At 66.9% G+C, this 21947-nt stretch carries 22 protein-coding genes, 2 tRNA genes, 1 other RNA gene and 1 pseudogene; 19 read left to right on the top strand and 7 right to left on the bottom strand.

What is annotated here, in order from left to right; translation table 11 throughout:
• Positions 1 to 87 precede the first annotated feature (87 nt).
• Positions 88 to 2175 (top strand): prolyl oligopeptidase family serine peptidase, encoded by a 2088-nt coding sequence (locus tag AC1DJ5_RS01830; RefSeq protein WP_477019495.1) that lies wholly within the window; start codon positions 88 to 90, stop codon positions 2173 to 2175.
• Between the two features lie 175 nt (positions 2176 to 2350).
• Here the strand turns inward: AC1DJ5_RS01830 and AC1DJ5_RS01825 are convergent.
• Positions 2351 to 2424 (bottom strand) — tRNA-Gln (locus AC1DJ5_RS01825).
• 213 nt (positions 2425 to 2637) lie between these two features.
• Between AC1DJ5_RS01825 and AC1DJ5_RS01820 the strand changes: the two genes are divergently transcribed.
• From AC1DJ5_RS01820 to AC1DJ5_RS01795, 6 genes and pseudogenes are all read left to right on the top strand, one after another.
• Positions 2638 to 2714 (top strand) — tRNA-Pro (locus tag AC1DJ5_RS01820).
• Positions 2715 to 2790: 76 nt separating this feature from the next.
• Positions 2791 to 3339, top strand: coding sequence for a DUF924 family protein (locus AC1DJ5_RS01815; RefSeq protein ID WP_441453645.1), 549 nt, complete (start codon positions 2791 to 2793; stop codon positions 3337 to 3339).
• Positions 3340 to 3411: 72 nt separating this feature from the next.
• The gene (locus tag AC1DJ5_RS01810) at positions 3412 to 4269 is read left to right on the top strand and encodes a thymidylate synthase (protein WP_477019494.1); all 858 of its coding nucleotides are present in this window, start codon (positions 3412 to 3414) and stop codon (positions 4267 to 4269) included.
• A 5-nt stretch (positions 4270 to 4274) separates the two neighbouring features.
• Positions 4275 to 4586 carry a phosphoribosyl-ATP pyrophosphohydrolase gene (locus AC1DJ5_RS01805; protein WP_477019493.1) on the top strand — a complete coding sequence of 104 codons (312 nt, stop codon included), beginning with the start codon at positions 4275 to 4277 and terminating at the stop codon, positions 4584 to 4586.
• A gap of 87 nt (positions 4587 to 4673) precedes the next feature.
• A pseudogene (locus tag AC1DJ5_RS01800) lies at positions 4674 to 5259 on the top strand (aquaporin).
• 52 nt (positions 5260 to 5311) lie between these two features.
• The gene (locus AC1DJ5_RS01795; protein WP_477019492.1) at positions 5312 to 5839 is read left to right on the top strand and encodes a dihydrofolate reductase; all 528 of its coding nucleotides are present in this window, start codon (positions 5312 to 5314) and stop codon (positions 5837 to 5839) included.
• 137 nt (positions 5840 to 5976) lie between these two features.
• On the opposite strand, the gene AC1DJ5_RS01790 is transcribed toward AC1DJ5_RS01795, so the two are convergent.
• On the bottom strand, positions 5977 to 7047 hold the full coding sequence (locus AC1DJ5_RS01790; RefSeq protein WP_477019491.1) for an Mrp/NBP35 family ATP-binding protein: 1071 nt from the start codon (positions 7045 to 7047) through the stop codon (positions 5977 to 5979).
• A gap of 77 nt (positions 7048 to 7124) precedes the next feature.
• Here AC1DJ5_RS01790 and miaA point away from each other — a divergent pair, with 77 nt between their 5' ends.
• From miaA to AC1DJ5_RS01775, 3 genes are all read left to right on the top strand, one after another.
• The gene (miaA, locus tag AC1DJ5_RS01785) at positions 7125 to 8009 is read left to right on the top strand and encodes a tRNA (adenosine(37)-N6)-dimethylallyltransferase MiaA (RefSeq protein WP_477019490.1); all 885 of its coding nucleotides are present in this window, start codon (positions 7125 to 7127) and stop codon (positions 8007 to 8009) included.
• Between the two features lie 16 nt (positions 8010 to 8025).
• Positions 8026 to 8390: a transfer-messenger RNA gene (gene ssrA / locus AC1DJ5_RS01780) on the top strand.
• Positions 8391 to 8504: 114 nt separating this feature from the next.
• The gene (locus AC1DJ5_RS01775; RefSeq protein ID WP_477019489.1) at positions 8505 to 9005 is read left to right on the top strand and encodes an SspB family protein; all 501 of its coding nucleotides are present in this window, start codon (positions 8505 to 8507) and stop codon (positions 9003 to 9005) included.
• Positions 9006 to 9123: 118 nt separating this feature from the next.
• Here AC1DJ5_RS01775 and AC1DJ5_RS01770 read toward each other — a convergent pair whose 3' ends face one another.
• From AC1DJ5_RS01770 to AC1DJ5_RS01760, 3 genes are all read right to left on the bottom strand, one after another.
• Positions 9124 to 9336 carry a hypothetical protein gene (locus tag AC1DJ5_RS01770; RefSeq protein ID WP_441453658.1) on the bottom strand — a complete coding sequence of 71 codons (213 nt, stop codon included), beginning with the start codon at positions 9334 to 9336 and terminating at the stop codon, positions 9124 to 9126.
• A 99-nt stretch (positions 9337 to 9435) separates the two neighbouring features.
• Positions 9436 to 9669 carry a hypothetical protein gene (locus tag AC1DJ5_RS01765; protein WP_441453660.1) on the bottom strand — a complete coding sequence of 78 codons (234 nt, stop codon included), beginning with the start codon at positions 9667 to 9669 and terminating at the stop codon, positions 9436 to 9438.
• 258 nt (positions 9670 to 9927) lie between these two features.
• On the bottom strand, positions 9928 to 11514 hold the full coding sequence (locus AC1DJ5_RS01760; protein ID WP_477019488.1) for a glycosyl hydrolase family 79 N-terminal domain-containing protein: 1587 nt from the start codon (positions 11512 to 11514) through the stop codon (positions 9928 to 9930).
• A 278-nt stretch (positions 11515 to 11792) separates the two neighbouring features.
• Between AC1DJ5_RS01760 and AC1DJ5_RS01755 the strand changes: the two genes are divergently transcribed.
• The 9 genes from AC1DJ5_RS01755 to AC1DJ5_RS01715 all read left to right on the top strand — a co-directional run bounded on the left by AC1DJ5_RS01755 (position 11793) and on the right by AC1DJ5_RS01715 (position 21522).
• Positions 11793 to 12362 (top strand): sugar dehydrogenase complex small subunit, encoded by a 570-nt coding sequence (locus AC1DJ5_RS01755; RefSeq protein WP_477019487.1) that lies wholly within the window; start codon positions 11793 to 11795, stop codon positions 12360 to 12362.
• Positions 12355 to 13983, top strand: coding sequence for a GMC family oxidoreductase (locus tag AC1DJ5_RS01750; protein ID WP_477019486.1), 1629 nt, complete (start codon positions 12355 to 12357; stop codon positions 13981 to 13983). The genes AC1DJ5_RS01755 and AC1DJ5_RS01750 overlap by 8 nt, the downstream gene beginning before the upstream one ends.
• Positions 13980 to 15422 carry a c-type cytochrome gene (locus AC1DJ5_RS01745; protein ID WP_477019485.1) on the top strand — a complete coding sequence of 481 codons (1443 nt, stop codon included), beginning with the start codon at positions 13980 to 13982 and terminating at the stop codon, positions 15420 to 15422. The genes AC1DJ5_RS01750 and AC1DJ5_RS01745 overlap by 4 nt, the downstream gene beginning before the upstream one ends.
• A 1-nt stretch (position 15423) precedes the next feature.
• Complete coding sequence (locus AC1DJ5_RS01740) at positions 15424 to 16377, top strand: cation diffusion facilitator family transporter (protein ID WP_477019484.1); 954 nt, start codon at positions 15424 to 15426, stop codon at positions 16375 to 16377.
• Positions 16378 to 16422: 45 nt separating this feature from the next.
• The gene (locus tag AC1DJ5_RS01735) at positions 16423 to 16887 is read left to right on the top strand and encodes a MarR family winged helix-turn-helix transcriptional regulator (protein ID WP_441453672.1); all 465 of its coding nucleotides are present in this window, start codon (positions 16423 to 16425) and stop codon (positions 16885 to 16887) included.
• Complete coding sequence (locus tag AC1DJ5_RS01730; RefSeq protein ID WP_477019483.1) at positions 16884 to 18839, top strand: FUSC family protein; 1956 nt, start codon at positions 16884 to 16886, stop codon at positions 18837 to 18839. The genes AC1DJ5_RS01735 and AC1DJ5_RS01730 overlap by 4 nt, the downstream gene beginning before the upstream one ends.
• Before the next feature lie 152 nt (positions 18840 to 18991).
• Entirely contained in the window at positions 18992 to 20260 is a 1269-nt protein-coding gene (locus AC1DJ5_RS01725) for a M20 family metallopeptidase (RefSeq protein WP_441453676.1), read from the top strand.
• A gap of 27 nt (positions 20261 to 20287) precedes the next feature.
• A complete protein-coding gene (locus tag AC1DJ5_RS01720) occupies positions 20288 to 20944 on the top strand; it encodes a trimeric intracellular cation channel family protein (RefSeq protein WP_441453678.1) in 657 nt (218 codons plus the stop codon).
• A gap of 263 nt (positions 20945 to 21207) precedes the next feature.
• Entirely contained in the window at positions 21208 to 21522 is a 315-nt protein-coding gene (locus AC1DJ5_RS01715) for a sigma factor (protein ID WP_477019677.1), read from the top strand.
• Between the two features lie 27 nt (positions 21523 to 21549).
• Here the strand turns inward: AC1DJ5_RS01715 and AC1DJ5_RS01710 are convergent, their stop codons facing one another.
• Both AC1DJ5_RS01710 and AC1DJ5_RS01705 read right to left on the bottom strand, forming a co-directional pair.
• Positions 21550 to 21723, bottom strand: coding sequence for a DUF2177 family protein (locus tag AC1DJ5_RS01710; RefSeq protein WP_477019482.1), 174 nt, complete (start codon positions 21721 to 21723; stop codon positions 21550 to 21552).
• Positions 21720 to 21947: hypothetical protein (locus AC1DJ5_RS01705; RefSeq protein ID WP_477019481.1), on the bottom strand; the 228-nt coding region annotated here is incomplete at its 5' end. The genes AC1DJ5_RS01705 and AC1DJ5_RS01710, both read right to left, overlap by 4 nt.

Genomic DNA, 21947 nt, shown 5'->3' with positions numbered 1-21947 from the left:
TCAGCGGTCGCACAACGTCATCCGATCTCGCTTGCCGCCCCCCCTGCCCCCTCTATGATCGCGGCGTTCCAGAGGGGGAAACACCGAATGTCTAAAGCGATCTGGGCCTGTTGCGCCCTGGCCTTACTGTCCACGCCCGTCGTGGCGCAGCCCGCGCCGCCGCCGTCCGAATCCGTCCGCTTCCAGGCTCAGGACCTGTTCGGTCTCGAGGTCGCCTCGGACCCGCAGATCAGTCCGAACGGATCGCGCGTCGCCTATGTGCGCCAGACCGCCGACATCATGACGGACCGGATGCGACCGACCATCTGGCTGATCGACGTGCGCACGGGCCAGCAGACCCCGCTGGTCGCCGGGGCCGGGTCGCATAGCCAGCCGCGCTGGTCGCCCGACGGAACCCGCGTCGCCTATATCTCGACCGCCGAGGGCGGCGGCGCGCAGATGTTCGTGCGCTGGATCGGCTCGGGCCAGTCGGTCCGGGTCACCAGCCTGCCGAACACGCCGACGGGAATCAGCTGGTCGCCGGACGGAACCAAGCTGGCCTATTCGGTTCTGGTCGCTGGTCAGGCGCCGAAACTGGGCGCGCCCCTGCCCAAACCCGAAGGCGCCCAATGGGCCCCGCCGCTGGAGGTCATCGATACCGTCACCTATCGCGCCGACGGCCAGGGCTATCTGAAGCCCGGCTATCGTCAGGTCTTCGTCGCCCCGGCGGACGGGGGCGGCGCGCGCCAACTGACCCAGGGCGATTTCAACCACGGTGGAGACCTGTCGTGGTCGCCCGATTCCGCGACCCTGTATCTCAGCGCCAATCGCGGCCCCGACTGGCAACGCGAAGCGGCCAACAGCGAGGTCTATGCCCTGGACGTCCGTTCGGGCGTCCTGACCGCCCTGACAGACCGCCTCGGCCCCGATCAGTCGCCGGTCGCCTCGCCCGACGGCCGCCGCATCGCCTATGTCGGCTATGACGACCAGAGGCTGGGCTACCAGAACACCCGCCTCTATGTGATGGACCGCGACGGCGCGAATCGCCGGGTCCTGACCGCCGGTCTGGATCGCTCGGTCCAGTCGCCGGTGTGGAGCAAGGACGGGCGCTCCATCCTGATCGCCTATGACGACCACGGCTCGACCACGATCGCGCGCGTGTCGCTGGACGGCGCAGTCTCGACGATCGTTCAAGGCCTCAGCGGTAGCGACATCGGTCGTCCCTATTCCGGCGGCGACTTCTCCCTGGCCGACGACGGCTCGGTCGCCTTCACCCGCGGCGACGCCCTGCGCCCCGCTGACGTCCATGTGCTGCGTCAGGGCCGCCAGACCCAACTAACCAGGTTGAATGCCGACTATCTGGCCAGCAAGATCCTGGGCGCCGTTCAGCGGCTGGAGGTCGCCTCATCCCATGACGGCCGCACGGTGGAGTCGTGGCTGACCCTCCCCGCCGGCTATGTCGAGGGTCAGAAGTATCCGCTGATCCTGGAAATCCACGGCGGCCCCTTCGCCGCCTACGGCCCGCATTTCGCCACCGACAATCAATTGTTCGCGGCGGCGGGCTACGCCGTCCTGTCGGTCAATCCGCGCGGCTCGACGTCATACGGCGAGGAGTTCGCCAACCTGATCCACCACGACTATCCTGGCCACGACTATGACGACCTGATGAGCAGCGTCGACGCCGTTATCGCCAAGGGGGTTGCCGACCCCGACCGACTGTTTGTCACCGGCGGCTCGGGCGGCGGTGTGCTGACCGCCTGGATCGTCGGCAAAACCAACCGCTTCAAGGCCGCCGCAAGCCAGAAGCCGGTGATCGACTGGGCCAGCTTCGTCCTGACCGCTGACAACCCTGCCTTCTTCGCCCGCTACTGGTTCGGCGAATATCCGTGGGAGAACCATGAGGCCTACTGGCGCCGGTCCCCCCTGTCGCTGGTCGGCAATGTCACCACCCCCACCCTGGTCGTCGTGGGCGACGAGGACTACCGCACCCCCGTCAGCGAGTCGGAGCAGTATTACACCGCCCTGCAACTGCGCGGCGTGCCCACTGCCCTGGTCAAGATTCCCGGCGTCGGCCACGGCCTGGCCGTCCGCCCGTCCCAGAACGCCGCCCGGATCAGCGCCATCCTGACCTGGTTCGACCGCTACAAGAACGGCGCGCCCGCTCCAGCATCGCCGCCTCCGACGCCCGTCCGCTGACCCCGGCCTAGAATCACCAAAGGCCGCCGGAGCAATCCGGCGGCTTTTGTCTTTGGCGATTCAGTTCAGTCACACGGCCTGATGACGCCGACAACGAGCCCGCCATCGGTAAAGCGTACATTATTATATAGGGAAAAGAAGTTGAGCCGGTCGATGCTCACGCCCCTAGGGCGGTTGGCTGGGGAACTAGGACTCGAACCTAGAATGACGGTACCAAAAACCGTAGTGTTACCATTACACCATTCCCCAGCAGGACCAGTGCGCCCCGCAGTTCGTTGCTGCGAGGAGCGGTGAGATACGCCAAGGCTTTCGGGGATGCAACACCTGAAAACAGAAGAATTTTCATCGAGCAGAGACTTTTTTCAAAGCAGCTGAATCCCCGCTTGCGAGGTCCGAAACCCGTGGCTATAAGCCCCCTCCTCGGCGCAACGACGGCCTCTAGCCCGCGTCGAGACGAAATGTCGGAGTGTGGCTCAGTCTGGTAGAGCACTGCGTTCGGGACGCAGGGGTCGGAGGTTCGAATCCTCTCACTCCGACCATTTTTTCTTACATCGCTAGATGATTTCCCCCTCGCGGGGCCGTGCATGGGCGCGTCCACGGGGTAAGCTCTGCGGCATGAGTATGCTGCTTTCCCCCGCCGAAATCGTCGCCTTCTGGACCGAAGCCGGTCCCCAGAAATGGTTCGCCAAGAACGCCGCCTTCGACGCGGCCTTCACCGCGCTGTGCCGCGAGACCCATTTCGCCGCCGCCCGCCGCGAACTGGACGCCTGGGCTGAGACGCCCGAAGGAACCCTGGCACTCATCATCCTGCTGGACCAGTTGCCGCGAAACGCCTTTCGCGACACGGCGCACATGTTCGCCACCGACTCCCTGGCCCTGATGTTCGCCAAGGCGGGGATCGCCCGAGGCGACGACCGTCAGGTGGCCAGGGATCTACGCCCCTTCATTCTAATGCCGTTGATGCATTCGGAATCGCTCGCCGATCAGGACAAGCTTCTGACCCTGCTGGACGAGGCCGAGCAGCCGAACACCTTCAAGTTCGCCGTCATCCACCGGGACATCATCGCCCGCTTCGGTCGCTTCCCGCACCGCAACGCCTGCCTGGGCCGCGACACGACGGCGGAAGAGAGCGCGTTCCTGGGGGGCGACGGCTTCAAGGGCTGATTCCGCTTTCCTTGTGGGCAACGATTCGTCGCACGTGACGACGGGACCGATTCGGCCTCATCCTCTCTTCCCATGACCGCCGCACTCGCCCTCGCCGATCTGGAAACCCGCAGCGGGGCGGCCCCGGCCGATCACCCCGAGTGGCAGTATCTCAACCTGCTGCGCGACATCCTCGACAACGGCGTGCGCCGCGACGACCGCACCGGCACCGGCACCCTCGGCGTCTTCGGCCGTCAGATTCGTTTTGATCTGTCGAAGGGCTTCCCCCTTCTGACCACCAAGAAGCTGCACACGCGGTCGATCTTCATCGAACTGCTGTGGTTCCTGCGCGGCGACACCAATATCCGCTGGCTTCAGGAAAACGGCGTCGGCATCTGGGACGAATGGGCCGACGCCAACGGCGACCTCGGCCCCGTCTATGGCAAGCAGTGGCGCTCGTGGGCCGCGCCGAACGGCCAGAGCATCGACCAGATCCAGAAGCTGATCCACGGACTGAAGACCAATCCCAACAGCCGCCGCCATATCGTCAGCGCCTGGAACCCGGCCGACGTGGACGACATGGCCCTGCCACCCTGCCACTGCCTGTTCCAGTTCTTCGTCGCCGACGGAAAGCTGAGCTGCCAACTGTATCAGCGCAGCGCCGACGTCTTCCTCGGCGTGCCGTTCAACATCGCCTCCTACGCCCTGCTGACCATGATGCTGGCCCAAGTTCTGGGGCTGGAGCCCGGCGACTTCGTCCACACCTTCGGCGACGCCCACCTCTATCTGAACCATCTGGAGCAGGCCGAGCTGCAACTGACCCGCCAGCCCCTGCCCCTGCCGACCCTGACCGTCGCGCCGAAATCCGACCTGTTCGCCTACGAGCTGTCGGACTTCGTGCTGAGCGACTACGCGCCCTGGCCGCACATCAAGGCCGCCGTCGCGGTCTGATCCTAATGAAACTGACCGAACTGACGGCGGACGTCCTCCGCATCTCCGACATCTACGCGCGCGAGCACTCCATCGACCGCGACCGCGCCGGGAACGGTGATTGGGCCCTGCTGAAACTGCAGGAAGAACTGGGCGAACTGACCGCCGAGCACCTGCGCCTGACCGGCCGCGCCCGCGGCGCGCCTGACGCCTCGGCCCTCGGCGATGAGGCGGCCGACGTCCTCGGGATGCTCCTCATCTATTGCGACCGCGCCGGCATCGACCTGGAAGCCGCCATGCAGCGCAAATGGCTGAAATGGCTCAAGGTCGAAGCGTAAACTCGCGTACCCCTGTCTGGCGAAACGTCAGAATTAGGCGCCCCCCTCTATCCGCGCGGACGCGGCGCATGAAACGGGAGGGTGGTCATGTTGAGAAAGTTTGCGGCCGAACTGGTCGGGACCCTGGTTCTGGTGCTGTTCGGGTGCGGCGCGGCCGTTCTCGGCGGGTTCGATCATGTGGGTCAGCTGGGCATCGCCCTGGCCTTTGGCTTCGCCCTCATCGCCATGGCCTATGGCATAGGCCCCGTATCGGGCTGCCACATTAATCCTGCGGTCAGCCTGGGCGTCTTCGTCGCCGGGCGGATGAGCGCGAAGGACATGGTGGTCTGTTGGCTTCGACGCCGGATCGCCGGGCGGATACGGGCTGCACGCCGCCCTGATCTTCGAGATCGTGGCCATCGCCATCTTCATCATCGCCATCCTGGGCGTGACCGGGGCCAAGGGGCACGGTGCCTTCGCCGGCGTCGCCATCGGCATCACCCTGGCGGTCATCCACATTGTCGGCATTCAGGTGACCGGCGTGTCGGTCAATCCGGCCCGCAGCTTAGGCCCGGCGCTGCTGGCCGGCGGCCGGGCTCTGAGCCAGGTCTGGGTCTTCTTCGTCGCCCCGGCCATCGGCGCGGTGATCGGCGCGCTCTTCTTCCGCTTGAAACTGTTGGAGCCTGAGGCCTAAGTCGGCATCAAGGGGGCGGCGTCGCGTCGCCCCCGTCTGCCGGAGTTCGCCCGTGTCTGTTCCCAAGATCGCCCTTGTCGTCGCCCGCGCTCGAAACGGCGTCATCGGCCACAAAGGCGACCTGCCCTGGCGGCTCCGTTCGGACCTGCAACGGTTCAAGGCCATTACGGTCGGCAAGCCCTGCATCATGGGCCGCAAGACCTGGGAAAGCCTGCCGCTGAAACCCCTGCCCGGCCGGCTGAACATCGTCCTGACCAAGGACGGCTCCTACGAGACCGAAGGCATGTCCAAGGGCGCTCTGGTTTGCTCCAACCTGGGCGAGGCCCTGTCCATCGCGCGCGAGACGGCTGAAGAGGACAGCGTGGACGAGGTCTGCATCATCGGCGGCACAGCCCTGTTCGAGATGGCCCTGCCCCGCGCCCAGCGCCTCTACATCACCGAGGTCGACGCCGAACCCGAGGGCGACGCCCACTTCCCGGCCTTCGACGAAACCGCCTTCGTCGAAACGGCGTCCGAATCCCATCCGGCCGGAGAGAAGGACGACCACGCCTTCACCTTCCGCACGCTGGACCGGCGATAGCGTGCAACCGTCATCCCGGCCGCAGCCTCGCTCCGCGAGGCCAAGAGCCGGGACCGCTCAAGGCGCCGACGTCGGCGTTTCGGGCGCTCCCGGATAGCGGCTGCGCCGCTTCCGGGATGACGGTCGATAGGGGAGACTTAGAGCCCTAGGCTCTTCGCCACCTTGGCCGCCACCGCCGCGAACCGCCGCGCGACCTCGCCGTCGGGGGCAGCCGAGACCAGCGGCTGGCCCGCATCCCCCGCCTGACGCAAGGCGGCGTCCAGCGGCAGGTCGCCGAGGAAGAGCACGCCCAGCCGGGCGGCCTCGGCCTCTGCGCCGCCACGCCCGAACACCTCTCCGCTCATGTTCTCGATCAGGCCCAGCGTCGGCACGTTGACGCGCTGGAACAGGGTATGCGCCCGGCGCGCATCGGCCAGCGCCACCTCCTGCGGGGTCGAGACGATGACCGCCCCGTCCAGCGGCGTCTTCTGGATCAGGGTCAGTTGCACGTCGCCGGTGCCGGGCGGCAGGTCCACCACCAGAACGTCCAGCGGCTCTTCTTCCGTCCCCCAACGGGTCTGGGTCAGCATCTGGGTGATAGCCTGCGACGCCATTGGCCCGCGCCAGATCATGGCGTCGTCGGCCTTGGTCAGCAGGCCGACCGACATGGCTTTCAGCCCGTAGGCGACGTGCGGGATGATGGCCCCGTCCACATAGGCCGGCTGGCCCGACAGCCCCAACATGGTCGGCAGCGACGGGCCATAGACGTCAGCGTCCAGCACCCCGACCGACAGCCCCCTTGCCGCCAGCGCCGCAGCCAGATTGACCGCCACCGTCGACTTGCCGACGCCGCCCTTGCCGCTGGCCACGGCCAGAACACGCTTCACATGGGCCGGACGTTCGGTCGGCACAGGGGCCTTGGCCCGCCCTTGATCGGTCGCGGCCTTCGACAGGCCCGCCGTGCGACGCGGCACGGCGGCCGCCACGGCCTCTGCGGTCAGGACGACCGACACCCGCGCCATGCCGGGAATGGCTTTCAGCGCCGCCTCGGCCGCGTCGCGCACGGGGGCGTAGATCGCCGTCTCGCCCGCCGGGACCTCCATGGCGAATCCCGCGCGGTCCTCGCCCACGACCAGCCCCTGAACCAGACCGGCGGCGACCAGCCCCTGTCCCGATTTCGGGTCCACAACGGCGTCGAGGGCGGCGATTACGGCGGTGCGGTCGATCAAGGCTCTGCTCCTTGGCCCTTGCCGGGCCGGTCGCGGGCGTTCTATCGCCCTCTGGTCCTGTTCGCGAGCCTGTTCCTTTGACCAAAGCGCCCCGTCTCACCCTGATCGCCGGCCCCACTGCCTCGGGCAAGTCGCGTCTGGCGTTGGAGATGGCCGAAAAGACCGGCGCCGTCATCGTCAACGCCGACAGCCAGCAGCTCTACGCCGACCTGCGCATCCTCACCGCTCGCCCATCAGTCGAAGATGAAACCCGCGCCGAGCACCGCCTCTATGGCGTCGCCGACGCCGCCGAATCCTGGTCGGTCGGCCGCTGGACCCGCGCCGTCATGCCCTTGCTGGACGAACTGGCGGCGCAGGACCGCCCCGCCCTGCTGGTCGGCGGCACCGGCCTCTATTTCAACGCCCTGACGCGCGGTCTGGCCGACATTCCCGCCGTCCCTGACGCCGTCCGCGACACGGTTCAGGCCGCCTATGACGCCGAGGGCGAAGCCGCCTTCCGCCGCCGCCTGGCCGAGGTCGATCCGACCGCCGCCGCCGCCATCACCCCCGGCGACCGCCAGCGCCTGATCCGCGCCCTCGCCGTCGCCCAGGCCACCGGCCGCTCGCTCAGCGACTGGAAGGCCGACACCCAGCCCCTGCTCGCGCCCGGCTCCTACGCCACCCTGGTGGTCGAGCCCCCGCGCGACCGCCTCTACGCCAACTGTGACACGCGGGTCAGCCAGATGATCGAGACCGGCGCGGTGGACGAGGTCCGCGCCCTGCTGGCCCGCAACCTCGACCCCGCCCTTCCGGCCATGAAGGCCGTCGGCGTCCCCGAACTGGCCGCCCACCTGACCGGCGCCACGACGCTGGACCGAGCCGTCGCCGCCATCCGCCTGTCCACCCGCCACTACGCCAAGCGCCAGTTGACCTGGTTCAGGAACCAGACCCGAGACTGGCCGCGTCATCCCGGCTTCTCCTGACGGATTTCAACAGCTTCCCCTTGGAAGCCGACGCCGGACAGCCTATATTGATCCTGTTCGGGTTCGCCCGGACTATGGCGATAAACGCGCTTGTAATAAGCGGACCGGACCCGGGTGCGATTCCCGGCGGCTCCACCAATCTCTCACCGCGTTATCGGCGGGAGCTGCGGGGCCGACTAGCATCGACGGACGTGTAAAGAAGATGCTTTTGCCCGTCTTGGCCCACCGTATCGGGCCATTTTCTAACTGCGAACGATAACTTCGCTGGAGAAGTCCGCCTCGCCGCGTAATGCGGTTCGGTTGATTTCGAACACTTAAGTCCTGGGGGATCAGTTCCTCAGGCGGGGCCCGGAGGGCGCCTGCCAACAGAAGCCCTCCACTTTCCTTACATCGCGAGAGCTTGGCTTCAGAATCCCGGCGCTTTCCTGCATCGGCATCTTCCGTCGCTCGCCTGTCGCGGGTAACAGTCGGGCGTTCCCAGTTTCGAGGCCCCCGATGACGGATCAGTCCCCCCCGGTTGACGAGATGCACTACGAGCAACTCGCCCAGGACGCTCTGCGCGGCGTGATCCGCTCGGCGCTTGAACGCGCCGCCGAGCCCGACGGCATCCCCGGCGCGCACCATTTCTACATCACGTTCAAGACGCGGGCGCCGGGCGTCTCGGTGCCGCCTGACGTGCTGGCCAAATACCCCGACGAAATGACCATCGTGCTGCAGCACCAGTACTGGGACCTGAGCGTCGACCACGACCGCTTCTCGGTCATGCTGAAGTTCGGCGGCATGCCGAAGGTGCTGTCGGCGCCCTATTCGGCCGTGACCCGCTTCTACGACCCCAGCGTCCAGTTCCTGCTGCAGTTCGAAGAGCCCGAGATCATCGAGGCGGAGATCGCGCCTCTGTCGCCCCCGGCCCGCGACCCGAACGCCGCCACGCCGCCGCCCTCGGGCGACGACGACGGTCCCAAGGTCGTCTCCCTGGACCAGTTCCGGAAGAAGTAGGCGCTCGGACGCCGCGTGGTCAGAGCCGGTGGGCTCGGCCACATCGGCCTTTAACTCAAAGCGTGGCATCTGATGGCCTGGCTATGCCCCGTCCTGCGCGCTGAACCGCCCGGTTGTATCAGGGACGGGGCCTGACTTCCCAGTCGAGCGTCCAGCGTCCGGGTCCGGCGCGCTTCAGTTCCGACGCTGCAGCGGGCACCTGTCGATCCAGCCCATCGAGCAGGAGCGCGGCGCCGTTGACGGAGGCCACGGTGACGTTCGTCTGCCAGAACGGCCCGCCCATGCCTCGCAGCGAGAAGCGGATATGAACGGTGTCGTTAACCTGCGGCATCCGAGTTCCGTGTTGGGAGGCAATCACTCAGCGACCCGTCGAAAGGGAGGATTGTCGTACATGCAAGCCTGCCGCAGCGGGCGAGGACCTGCCGGTTCATCAGGGAATGCGGGCGTCCATCGCCCCGTACTCGGTTCTGAAGGCGCGCCCCAGGCCGCCCAGCAGGTTCCAGCCGGCGTTGGTGAGCCGTAAGCCACCCTTGCCGGACCGCTCAACCAGTCCCAGCACCGCAAGCTGGTTGCTGTTCGCCCCATCTTGGGTCCGGGTCTCGTCGACGATGTCGAGCAGGGCCGCAATACGTTCAGCTTCAGTCACGATGGTCTCGACATTCATTAATCCTAGCCCCTCGTGACGCGTCTCTGCCCCGAGGACAACGGTATTCTCCAGCCAAGCTGAAAGGGATGCGCCGAACAGGGCCGACCGACGCGGTCGCCCCACTTCAGAACCCGAAGTCGATCTGGCCTAGCGCAGCACCTGGCGTCTGCCGTCGCGGCTTGCGACATGGCGTCTCCAGAAGCAGCGAGCCGTGCAACGGCGCATCTAGGCGTCAAGGCGCGGGTCTTCCGAGGAAGCCCGCGCCATTGCTCGATCCTAATGGCACGCTGGATTGTTCGCCGTCGGAACAGCCAGGAAGCTGATCGTCGCCGGGGCGAAGACCACCGCGCCCGCCGGCGTCGCCGCCCCTTGCAGAGCCGGCAGAGCATCATTTGGTCCCAGGCCCAGCGGTTGTCCATTCAGACGCACAACCTTGTCGTTCAACTTTTCAGCGTCCAGCGTATAGCGCTCCGAAGCTAGGGGCAGGCGCAGCGAACGGCTTGTCTTACGATCATTGTTGATGACCAGAAGCGTCACGCCGCCGGGCGCGCCACGCTGGCACTGGGCGTAGACATGAAGCCCCTCCTGGATCGGCACTCCCGAGTCCAGGACGGTCGTCCCCATCAGCCGCCGCCACAACAGGGCGGCCCAGTAGTTGGGCTTGGGCTCGAGCGTCTGGTCGTTCAGGAGGCCGTAGTCGCTGGCGACCAGGGTGTTGTGCGCCACGACCTGAACCCCTGCCTTCGCTAGACGGCCCAACTGGTCGAGATAGCGGAAGCTGTCGGTGAAGGTTCCCGCCCATGGGTTGCCGCCGCACGCCGCGTCCGCGACTTCTGTCAGCCACATCGGCTTGCCAGGTTCATACTGATCCCGCAGTCCGCCATAGAAGGCCAGGGTCTGGCTGGTACGGCCCAGCCATTCCTCAGACAGGGCCGCCTGTTCAGTCGTCTGCGGCATTCCCGTCGCGGCGCAACGCTGCGATGCGGCGCCATAGTGGTGATAGGAGAAGGCGTCCACGCCCGGCCCCGACGCGGCCAGCAGGTCGGCCGTCTTGATGATCGGCAAGGCTCCATAGTCCATCGACCACGGCCCCGGCGTCTCGCCCACCGAACCCGGGCCGAGAATGAGCATGTCGGGCGCGGCACGATCCGCGAATGCCTTGAACAGCTTGAAGTCACGGCCATAGTCGGCAGCGCTATAACCCTCGGGCGCCCCGCCCATGGCGGCCAACGACGGTTCGTTCATATATTCAGCGGCGGCGATCCGTCCCCCGACCTGCCGGGTGTAATCCAGCCAAAGCTGCGCCTGATCTGACGTCCATTTACCGCTGGCGTCCCGCACCCCGGGGCTGTCGGTGAAGGAGGTGACGATCTCGCCGTCGACCGCCTTCGCGAAGTCGACGACCCCCTTCCACTGCGCACGCGTCAGAACGCCGTTAAATCCTGGTGGAGGATTGGTCGGGGGCGTGTCGCTGTCCGCGAAATAAGTGGTGTTGGCCCAGGTGCCGCTGACACGGACATAGGCTGGCCCCAAGGCCGCAGCCAGTGTGCGAAGCCGCGGATTGGCGAGATCCATCGGCGGGCGGTACTGGTAGATATTCGGGTCCATACCGGCCGGCGTCGGCGCATCGCTCGCAGCCGGCGGACTGTTGCTGGTCGCCCCGTAGGGCTTCCAGAACGCCCCACCCGTCACTTCCAGCATTTCGACGTTATAGGACTGGAAACGTTCGTCGACCGTGCCAATCCGAGCCATGGCCGCCGGAGAGACCGTCACCGCCTCCACCGCCTTTCCGGCCGGAGCCTGACAACCGCCAAAACCCACCAAAGAGGCCAGTGCAACTCCCGCCAGCAGCTGGGAATTCATTCCGTATCTCCAGCAAGCTTAAACGTTCGCCGGCGAGGCAACGCCATCTCGTTTCAAGGCTTATATGCACAAGGCGCCCTTTCGATCCGTGGCGCGCCAAATTTCGGCCCCCGGGGCTCATGAGGCAGACACTGACATCTGCTTCGCTCACGGTCGGATTTGGCGCGAACTTGGCGATGCCTGCGCGTCGGGCGGAGTATGCGCCGAAACCATGGTCCCCATCTTTAACCAAGTCAGGTTCCGCCATGCAGCCAGACACAGAGGACCTTCCAGATCCGATGGAGCCGAGCCTCCGGATTCATGTGTCGGGATTCGGGCGGCGCGCCCTTCTGGCCGGACTGCTGTCGACCTCCACGCTGGCCTTGATCCCGTGGGCGGCCGCCCAGCCCGCTTCAACCCCCGAGCGCGGCGCGTTTCTGGCGCTTTCAGCCATCCTGGTCGGGCGTCAGGGTCTGGACCAGGCCCAGGCAGCGCGCCTGTTCGACGCCCTGACCGCCGATGATGCGGGCTTTCCAGCCGCCGCGCGCGACCTACTGACCCTGATCAATCGACAGGCGGTCGATCCCCTTCAGTTGCAGGCCCGCCTGGACGAGCAGCAATCCCCTCTGGCCGCCGTGCCGCGCAAGATCGTCACCGCCTGGTGCCTCGGCATCGTCGGCGCCGGCGACAGGGCGCGGTGCCTGGCCTTTGAGACGGCGCTGAATGCAGTGATGGTGTCCGACGCCCTGAAGCCGCCGACCTATGCCTACGGCTCCTATGGCAGTTGGTCGGTCCAGCCTCCCAGCGAACCCCCTGCCGCCGCAAACACGCCGCCCTCCCCCTCCGTGGAGATCACGCCCAATGGCTGACCAGTCCGCCGATTTCGTGGTCATCGGCTCCGGCATTATCGGCTCGCTGGCCGCACTCCGCCTGGCCGAAGCCGGCGCGTCTGTCCTCATCCTCGAAGCGGGCCCGCGCGTGACGCGCGGCCAGTTGGTCGCGCGGTTCCGGAATTCGCCGCGACGCAGCGATTGGATGTCGCCCTATCCGCCTTCGGCCTGGGCGCCGCACCCCGTCTATCAGCCCCAGGACAACGGCTATCTGGTCCAGGCCGGCCCCTACCCCTATCCAGCGGAATATATCCGCCAGGTAGGCGGCACGACCTGGCACTGGGCCGCCCATGCCTGGCGCAATGTGCCCAATGATTTCCGCATCAAGAGCCTCTACGATGTCGGCGTCGACTGGCCTTTCACCTACGACGACCTCGAACCCTTCTATCAGGAGGCGGAGGAGTTGATGGGGGTCTCGGGCGCACCCAACACGGGATCGCCCCGCGTCAGGCCCTTCCCCATGGAGCCGGTCGTGGAGCCGTTCGCGATGCGCCGCATTCGCGAGCGACTGGCCGGAACCTTCGACGTAGTCAGCAACACAACCGCCCGGAACAGCCGCAGCTATGATGGCCGGCCGCCCTGCTGCGGCAACAACAGCTGCCAGCCCATCTGTCCCATCGACGCCCAGTATCACGGCGGCCTCGCCGCCGCGTCCGCCGAGGCGGCAGGGGCCAAACTGGCGCCGAACGCCAACGTCTATCGCCTGGAGCACGACGCGCGCGGGCGCATTACGGCGGCCCACTACTATGACCCCGACAAGGGCTCGCATCGGGTCACGGGCAAGACCTTCATCGTCGCCGCCAACGGTATCGAGAGCCCTCGGCTGATGCTGCTGTCCAGCAGCGACAAATATCCGCAGGGCCTGGCCAACAGCAGCGGCATGATGGGCCGAAACCTGATGGACCACCCCAGCACCTCCCTGACCTTCGACGCCGAGGAGGCTCTGTGGCTGGGACGCGGGCCGCAAAGCCCCAGTTCGGTCAATACGATGAGAGACGGCGCCTTCCGCGCCGGCCATGCGCCCTATCGGTTGGACTTCACCAACATTTCGCGCGTCGACGGGGCGACCAGGGCGCTGATCGCCGCCGGCGTCTACGGCCCCGAGTTTGAAAAGCGCCTGCGCCGCAGTGCCGCTCACGAGATGAACGTCAAGACGGTGCTCGAAGTCCTGCCTCATCTCGACAATCGGATCACCCTGTCGGACCAGAAGGACGCCATGGGCATTCCCAAACCCCAGGCCCACTACGCCATCGACGACTACACGCGGCTGGGACATGAACGCGCCAAGCGGGATTTCCAGCGCATCGCCGACCTGATGGGGGGAACCCAGCTGAAGCCCAGCAAGGACGGCGATTTCGCCAATAATCAGCACATCTGCGGCACGCTCTCCATGGGGGCCGATCCGAGCGCCTCGGTGTGCGACGGATACGGTCGCGCGCACGACCACGAAAATCTCTTCTTCGCGAGCACCGGGGTGCTTCCGACATCCGGCACCTGCAACTCGACCGAGAACGGCGTGGCCGTCGCCTTGAGAAGCGTCCACCACATCCTGGGCTCCAGGCCGACCTTGGCGGCCGATCAAGGGGCGCGGGCTCAATGACGTTTTTGGCAAACCTGTTTCATCGTCTCGCGGTCCTGGCGGCGCCCATCGGCCTGCTCGGCCTGCTCGGCCTGGCAGCCTTGCCCGCCCAGGCGCAAACCACCGCCGACGCCGCCCTGATCCAGCGTGGCGAATACCTGGCCATCGCCGGCGACTGCGTCGCCTGTCATACCGCGCCCGGTGGAAGATCCATGGCCGGCGGACTGAAGATGGCCTCGCCCTTGGGGACCATCGTCTCGACCAATATCACCCCGTCCCGAACCCACGGCATCGGCGGCTACAGCTTCACCCAGTTTGATCGTGCGGTGAGGGGCGGCGTTCGGGCCGACGGGGCGCAGCTCTATCCGGCCATGCCCTACACCGCCTACGCCAAGCTGACCGAGGACGATACGCGCGCCCTCTATGCCTATTTCATGCATTCGGTTCAGCCGGTCGACGTGGCGCCTGAGAAGACCCGCCTGCCCTTCCCCTTCAACATCCGCCTGTCGATGGCGGGCTGGAACCTGCTGTTCCTGAACAAGAAACCTTTCGCGCCGGACCCTGAGCGGAGCGCCGAATGGAATCGGGGGGCCTATCTGGTGGAGGGCCCTGCGCACTGCGGTTCGTGCCACACGCCCCGCAACATTCTGATGGCCGAAAGCTCCAGGAACGTGCTGTCCGGCGCCGCGCTCGGCGGCTGGTTCGCCCCCAACATCACCTCCGACCCCGTCAGCGGGGTCGGCGGCTGGTCGGTCGAGGAACTGGCGGGCTATCTCCGCACCGGGCATGCCGCAGGAAAGGCCCAGGCGGCCGGCCCCATGGCCGAAGCGATCGACGCCAGCCTTCGGCATCTCGATGAGGCCGACCTGCGCGCCATCGCCGTCTATCTGAAGTCGAGCCCGCCGGTGCGCCGCAAGGGCGATACCCGGCCCGCCTTCGCCTGGGGCCAGGCCAGCGACGACCTGGCTTCGATACGGGGCGTCGCCCTGCCCGCCAACCTCGACCAGATGACCGGCCCGCAACTTTATGACGCCCATTGCGCCACCTGCCATCAGGCCCAGGGTCAGGGCAGTTTCGACGGAGGCCTGCCCTCGCTCTTCCACAACGCCGCCCTCGGTCGGTCGCGTCCTGACAACCTGGTCATGGTGGTGTTGAACGGCCTGCACAGGCAGCCCGATGTGAACATGCCGGCCTTCGGGCGCGACCTGTCGGACATTCAGGTGGCCACCCTGGTCAACTATCTGACCGAGCAATGGGGTAACCCCCAATCGCAGGTCACGGCCAAACAGGTCGCGATCCTGCGCGCGGGCGGGCCAACCAGCCCACTCGTCTTCCTGGTTCAGGCCAGCATGCTGCTGGTGCTCGTGCTGATCGTCGCCGGCCTCGTCGGGTTGTGGTTGCGCCGCAAACCGCTCCGGCGCCCCGGGATCGGGCGCGAGTCTCGCTCGTCCCGACGATAGAATGGCGACAGCGTCGACCCGCGTGGTCATCGCCGCCTTGGCCGGAGACCTCGGCGTGGCGATCGCCAAGTTCGCGGCCGCCGGCGTCTCCGGCTCCACCGCCATGGCGACAGAAGCCATTCACTCTCTGGTGGATAGCGGAGACCAGGTGCTTCTGCTCATCGGCCAGAGGCGGAGCCAGCGCCCGGCCGACCCCACCCATCCCCTGGGCTACGGCATGGAGGCCTATTTCTGGTCCTTCATAGTCGCCCTGATGGTTTTCTTTCTGGGCGGCGTGGTGTCCCTCTACGAGGGTGTCCGTCATGCCCTGAACCCCGAACCGATCCGTTCGCCCTGGATCAGCCTGGCGGTTCTGGCGGTCGCCGCCGTGTTTGAAGGCGCGTCGCTGCGCGTCGGATTGCGAGAATATCGCCGCATCGTGCGCGGTCGCGACGTGAGCGTCTGGGCCTTTATCCGCGGATCCAAGGACCCCAACGTCTTCTCGGTCATTCTGGAGGATTCCGCCGCCATGATCGGACTGACCCTGGCGGCCCTGGGAATTATCGGCTCGAGCTTCCTGGGCTTTGCCTGGGCGGACGGCGCCGCCTCGATCGGCGTCGGCTTGCTGCTCACCGGCGTCGCCCTGGTCCTGGCCAATGAAACCCGCAGCCTGATCGCCGGCGAAGCGGTCGCGCGTCCGGTCCTTGAGAAGCTGCGAGAGGCTCTGCGGCGCGCGGAGGATATAGACGAAATCATCGATATCGCCACGCTTCAGCTGGGTCCCGGCGCGATCCTTGTCGCCTTGACCCTAAGCTTCAAACAGGCCGCGGACGCCCCCGCGATAGGCGAGAGCATCAACGCGATCACGGCAGCCCTGCAGGCGACCGACGAGCGCATCGCCTATGTCTATGTCCGTCCTCGCCCGCCCGAGGCGTGCCCCGCCCCACGCCCGGCGCCACTCGCAAGAACCCGATAATGCAATTAATTTGATATTCAAATCATTTCTGTTAGCAAGAACAAGATGTCTACCGTCCCCTCATCCCGCCGCCTGTTCGGCATCCAATTCTCCGTCCTGGCCCGGCGTTGGCGCCAGGCCCTGGATCTGGCGCTGGCCAATACCGGCCTGACTGACGCCACCTGGGGGCCGCTGATCCATCTTCGGGAATCGGGCGACGGCGTTTTGCAAAAGACCCTGGCCGCGCGCGTCGGCATCGACGGATCGACGCTGGTCCGGCTGATCGACATTCTGGAGGCGCGCGGCCTGGTCGAGCGACGCGCCGACGCCGCTGATCGCCGCGCCCGTCTGATCTTTCTGACGGAGAGCGGGCGCGGGGCCGTGGAAGCCATCGCGCGGGCGCTGGCCGAGGCCGAGGACGACATGCTGGTCGAACTCAGCGACGCGGAGATCACCGCCGCCCTTGCCGCCTTTGAAAAAATTCGTCGCCGGCTGGACAGCCGCACGGACGTCCCGGTTCAGCCGGCGTGACCGCCGTCGCCCCCACGCGTCTTTCGTCCGCCCTGTCGACCTGGGGCTTTGACGTGGCCCGCCTGCCCTTCACGCTGCGCACGGCGCTGGGGGCTTGCGCCGCCCTGCTCATCGGCTGGTGCATCGGCCTGGACCATCCGCAATGGTCCGCGATGACGGTCTGGGCTTCATCCCAGCCCATGCGCGGTCAGGTCATCGAAAAGAGCCTGTTCCGGATGGCGGGCACGGTCGTCGGCGTCGCCGCCGGGGTCGCCTTCCTGCTGATCTCGGGCAGCGATCCCCTGATCCTGGTCCTCGCTGTTTCGGCCTGGACCGCCCTGTGCGCTGCGGCGGGAAACCTTCAGCGCGGTTATGTGGCCTATGGCGTCACCCTGGCCGGCTATTCGGCCGCCATGGTCGCCCTGCTCGACTACAACCGCCCGAGCCATATCCTGGAGTTGGCGGGCGATCGATTGGCGACGGTCCTGCTGGGCGTCGTGGTCGCCATGGTAATCGGCCTGGCGTTCGCACCCCGGCGCTCGGAGGGCGTGCTGGCCGCCCGCACACGTAACCTGACGGCGCGACTGCTGCGCGCCATGGCCCGCGACCTGCGCGACGAGCCGGCTGACGATCGCGCCGTTCAGCCGCTGTTGGCCGAGGCCGCCCTGATCGAGGAAACGCTGGACTCCCAGGCCGCCGGCTCATGGCGCAGTCGGCAAGAGGCTCGGGGTCTGCGCCGGATCCTCGTCGCTCAGGTCTCCGCCGTCGTCTGGCTACTACGCCCCGCAACACCCGCCTCCGACGCCGCCTCGACCGCCGTCATCTCGGAAGCGCTGGATCAGGCCGCCGTCGCCTTCGAGACCGCCCTCCTCCCTGCTGACCTTGTCGGCTCGCTGGAACGCGCCGCCGATGCAGCCGCAGGCAATCCCGCACTGCATGAAGCGCTCCTGGGCCTGGAAACCGCCGTCCGCGACCGCCTGCTGGGCGACCGAGCGGCGACAGAGCGGCCGCAGCGCGTGGTCACAGGCCTGCTTCACCGCGATTGGGTCGGCGCAAGAGAGGCCGGTTTGCGATCGCTGGCGGTCATGCTGTTGATGGGCGCAGTCTGGGTCGTCACCGGCTGGAGCACGGGCCCCTATCTCATGCTGGGCGCCGCGGTCATGACCAGCGTGTTTTCGTCCATGGACTTCCCGGCGCGGACCATAGTCTATGTGTTTCGCGGGGTGGTGCTGGGCGTTCTGGCCGCCCTGATCTGCCGGTGGCTGGTCTGGCCGCTAGCGAGGCAGCCGATCGAACTGGTTCTCCTGACCATGCCCTTCCTGCTCCTCGGCCCCTTCCTGATGAGCCACAGAAGGACCGGCGAAGGGGCGTTCGATTACAACATGAACCTGCTGCTTCTGTTGCCGCCCATCTTTCCGCTGACCGGCTCCCTCAGCCATTCTCTGGCCATCGCCCTGGCGGTTCTGGCCGGGCCGGCTGCGGCCTGGCTGGGTTATCGGCTCATCTATCCCGCAACCCTGTCGCGGCGACTGGACACCCTGATCGGCGTCATGGTGAGCGAGGTCCAGGCCATGGCGCGGAGCCCCGACGCCGTTCGCCGCCAGGACACCTGGCGTGCACGCCTGCAACACCGGATGCTGCGTCTGTCCCGCTGGGTCGACAAGACCGGCGACCGGGAAGTTTCAGCCGTGGCCGGCGGTCTGGCGGTTCTGACCCTGGGTCAGGCGACGATCAGGCTTCACGCCCTGAGCGAGCGGCCGGTCCTCGCCAACCATCCCGTGTCTGACGCCCGTATCGCTCTGGAACAGATCCGCGGCCTCAACGTCGACCCGGACAGCGTCGTCGCCGCCCTGCGCCGCGTCGCTGACCACCTGCCCCCGACCCAGGTTGAGGACGTCCGCCTGCTGAGGGACGCGGCCGACGCGGTGGCTGCGCATCCGGCCTTCTTCCTGCGCAGCACGAAAGCCCCCTAGCAGGCTGGACCAACCCCAACCCCCGCGAAACATCGCCGCGTCCCCGAAAATCCCCAAGATTAAAAGCCGCATCCCAGGAAACGGGCGCGTCGCTATTGTGTTGTCATGCTGGGCGAAGCGACCCCTCTCGCTTGATCTGCGGGAGCAGCGACATGAATGATCCAGCGACAGAGGCCCTAAATCGGCTGCTGGCCGAACTGAATGATCTGCTGCCGACCCTCGAAGCGGCCTACAAGGACGTACATTCCCATCCGGAACTGTCGATGCAGGAAACCCGGACCGCCGGCCTCGCGGCGAAGCATCTGGCGGACAACGGCTATGAGGTGACGACCGGCGTCGGCCAGACCGGCGTCGTCGGCCTGCTGCGCAACGGCGAGGGCCCGACCGTCATGCTGCGCGCCGACATGGACGCCTTGCCGGTGCAGGAGGCGACAGGGCTCGACTATGCCAGCAAGGCGTCTGCGACCGACCCGTCCGGCAAGACGACGCCCGTGGCCCATGCCTGCGGCCATGACATGCACGTCGCATGGCTGATGGGGGCGACCGCGTTGTTTGCGCGCACGCGCGAGGCCTGGAAGGGCACGCTGATCGCCGTGTTCCAGCCGGGCGAGGAAACGGCTCAGGGCGCTCGGGCGATGATCGAGGACGGCCTGCTCACGCGCTTTCCAAGGCCCGACGTGGTCCTGGGCCAGCACGTCATGGTCGGGTCTTCGGGCACGGTCGCCGGCAGCGCGGGGCCGATCACCTCGGCGGCCGACAGCCTGCAGATCCGCATGTTCGGCCGCGGCGCGCACGGTTCGATGCCGCAGGCCAGCATCGATCCGATCGTCATGGCCGCCGCCACGGTCCTGCGATTGCAGACCATCGTCTCGCGAGAGGTGGCCGCCAACGAGGCCGCCGTGGTCACGGTGGGCGTGCTGCAAGCCGGAACCAAGGAGAACGTCATCCCGGACGAGGCCCTGATCAAGCTGAACGTGCGGACCTTCGACGAAGGGGTTCGCCGGCGCGTGCTCGCCGCCATCGAGCGCATCGTGAACGCCGAAGCCGCGGCGTCGGGCGCGCCCCGCCCGCCAGAGATCACGCCCCTCGACCGCTATCCTCTCAATGTGAACGACAAGGCGGCGAGCGACCGGGTCGCCGCAGCGTTCCGATCGCATTTTTCGGCCGATCGCGTCCGCCATACCGGCCCTGCGCCAGCCAGCGAGGACTTCGGGTGCTTTGGAACTGCATGGAACGCTCCCTCGGTCTTCTGGTTCGTCGGCGGCACGGATCCCGTCGTGTATGAAACGGCCAGGAAGGAAGGACGGATCAACGAACTCCCGGTCAACCACAGCCCGAACTTCGCGCCGACGCTGCATCCGACGCTCGAAACGGGGGTCGAGGCCATGGTCGCCGCAGCGATGGCCTGGAATCGGGCGTGATGGTCGGGCCTCCACGGTGCGGCGGCGATGATTGAATCCCAGACGGCGCTTGAGGTTCAGCGGACGCTCGTCCTCATTCTCGATCTCTGCGGAACCTTCGCCTTTGCTCTCAGCGGCGCGATGGCGGGCGTTCGACGCCGCCTCGACGTGTTCGGCGTCCTAGTGCTGTCATTCGCGGCGTCCAGCTTCGGCGGCATCGGGCGTGATGTCCTGATCGGGGCGACGCCTCCCGCCGCCCTACAGGACTGGCGCTATCTGGCGGTCTCGCTCGGCGCCGGGTTGATCGTCTTCTTCTGGGCGCCGCTCATCGAGAAACTGACAAGCCCCGTACGCATGCTCGACGCCGCCGGACTGGCCTTCTTCGCCGTCGCGGGCACGGAGAAGGCGCTGGCGTTCGGGTTAAGTCCGGTGATGGCCGCCTTGCTGGGCATGCTGACCGGGGTAGGCGGCGGCATCGCCCGCGATGTGCTGCTCGCCGAAATTCCCGCCGTGCTCCGCTCCGATCTCTATGCGGTGGCCGCCTTGGCCGGCGCCGCCATTGTGGTGGGCGGCGACCTGCTGCATCTCCCGGTCGTTTCGGTCGCCGTCACCGGCGGCCTGGCCTGCTTCGGTCTGCGAATGACGGCGATCCGCTGGGGTTGGCGCCTGCCCGTCTCCCGTTCCGGCGCGCCGCCCTCGGCTTAACCCCTCTGACGGCGAAAAAGCGGACGATCACAGACTGGACCGGCGCGCAGGATCGTCGGCAACGGACCCTGCTGCCGGCTCTGCCCTGATCGCCGGCCTGATCCCCGCTTCGCGCCAGAAGCGGTCGCTTCGGTCGCTCCCGGAAGGCGACATTCACCGCCCCAGGCTGATCGCCCGGGTTCCGGGCTGAGCGCCTAGCGGTTACGACATCCGGTCCAGCGAAAGCTGGATCACGTCCGTACGGATCGGAAACCGGCCTCGCAATAGGCGAGATAGAAGCGCCAGAGCCGACGGAAGCGTCCGTCGAAGCCTGCGCCTTCCCGGCGGATATCGCCCCATGCGCCCTCGAACCGACGGGTCCATTCCGCCAGGATGTCGGCGTAGTCGCGCCCGAACAGCTCCGTCCCTCCCCACCGCAGGCCTGCGCCGCGACGCCCGGCGCGGCGGAGGATTTCGCGCAGGACGCCGTGCTGACGGTGTGGCGCAAGGCCGACCTGTTCGACGCGCGAAAGGCCCGAGCCGCCACCTGGATCTTCACCATCGCCCGCAACCGGCGTCTCGACATGCTGCGAGCCTAGCCAGGCCCGGCAGGACGGCGAACAGAGCTAGGCCCGCCGCATAAGCACATAGAGGGCGATGGCAGGCGCCAGCCGGAAGTTTTCCGCCAGCATGGAGCCGATCGGCGGCCGGTAGAACCGATCCCCCATGGTTCCCAGCCAGGCCGTATCGATCACCGCGAGGACGATCAGGGTCAGGACGTAGGCGACGACGACATTCATGGGATGCTCCACCTGACTTGCCGGATACGCGCGCGGCCGCCGATCGGATCGGCCTGCCGCTGCGGGATCTGCAATGCGCCATGTGTGGACGGCTCTCCGTTGGCAAGGATTGATTTGACGTTCTGCTGAGCCTGGTCGGTGCGGCCATGTGTTCGACCTGTTGGTGCGGTACGCATGACCGCTGGCCATAATGCCTTCCGCGAAGATGGGTCCTGACCAACAGC

Source organism: Brevundimonas sp. 01N35 (assembly GCF_056399785.1).
This window is presented reverse-complemented; position numbering and strand designations above follow the sequence as displayed.

Excerpts from the sequence above, each read along its gene's own strand:
- AC1DJ5_RS01770 (WP_441453658.1), bottom strand. The coding sequence starts at position 9,336 with ATGCCGCAGGTTAACGACACCGTTCATATCCGCTTCTCGCTGCGAGGC.
- AC1DJ5_RS01760 (WP_477019488.1), bottom strand. The coding sequence starts at position 11,514 with ATGAATTCCCAGCTGCTGGCGGGAGTTGCACTGGCCTCTTTGGTGGGT.
- AC1DJ5_RS01710 (WP_477019482.1), bottom strand. The coding sequence starts at position 21,723 with ATGAATGTCGTCGTCGCCTACGTCCTGACCCTGATCGTCCTCGCGGTG.
- AC1DJ5_RS01725 (WP_441453676.1), top strand. The coding sequence starts at position 18,992 with ATGAATGATCCAGCGACAGAGGCCCTAAATCGGCTGCTGGCCGAACTG.
- AC1DJ5_RS01740 (WP_477019484.1), top strand. The coding sequence starts at position 15,424 with ATGGCGACAGCGTCGACCCGCGTGGTCATCGCCGCCTTGGCCGGAGAC.
- AC1DJ5_RS01750 (WP_477019486.1), top strand. The coding sequence starts at position 12,355 with ATGGCTGACCAGTCCGCCGATTTCGTGGTCATCGGCTCCGGCATTATC.
- AC1DJ5_RS01755 (WP_477019487.1), top strand. The coding sequence starts at position 11,793 with ATGGAGCCGAGCCTCCGGATTCATGTGTCGGGATTCGGGCGGCGCGCC.
- AC1DJ5_RS01815 (WP_441453645.1), top strand. The coding sequence starts at position 2,791 with ATGAGTATGCTGCTTTCCCCCGCCGAAATCGTCGCCTTCTGGACCGAA.
- AC1DJ5_RS01765 (WP_441453660.1), bottom strand. The coding sequence starts at position 9,669 with ATGAATGTCGAGACCATCGTGACTGAAGCTGAACGTATTGCGGCCCTG.
- AC1DJ5_RS01830 (WP_477019495.1), top strand. The coding sequence starts at position 88 with ATGTCTAAAGCGATCTGGGCCTGTTGCGCCCTGGCCTTACTGTCCACG.
- AC1DJ5_RS01810 (WP_477019494.1), top strand. The coding sequence starts at position 3,412 with ATGACCGCCGCACTCGCCCTCGCCGATCTGGAAACCCGCAGCGGGGCG.
- AC1DJ5_RS01805 (WP_477019493.1), top strand. The coding sequence starts at position 4,275 with ATGAAACTGACCGAACTGACGGCGGACGTCCTCCGCATCTCCGACATC.
- AC1DJ5_RS01735 (WP_441453672.1), top strand. The coding sequence starts at position 16,423 with ATGTCTACCGTCCCCTCATCCCGCCGCCTGTTCGGCATCCAATTCTCC.
- AC1DJ5_RS01720 (WP_441453678.1), top strand. The coding sequence starts at position 20,288 with ATGATTGAATCCCAGACGGCGCTTGAGGTTCAGCGGACGCTCGTCCTC.
- AC1DJ5_RS01775 (WP_477019489.1), top strand. The coding sequence starts at position 8,505 with ATGACGGATCAGTCCCCCCCGGTTGACGAGATGCACTACGAGCAACTC.
- AC1DJ5_RS01745 (WP_477019485.1), top strand. The coding sequence starts at position 13,980 with ATGACGTTTTTGGCAAACCTGTTTCATCGTCTCGCGGTCCTGGCGGCG.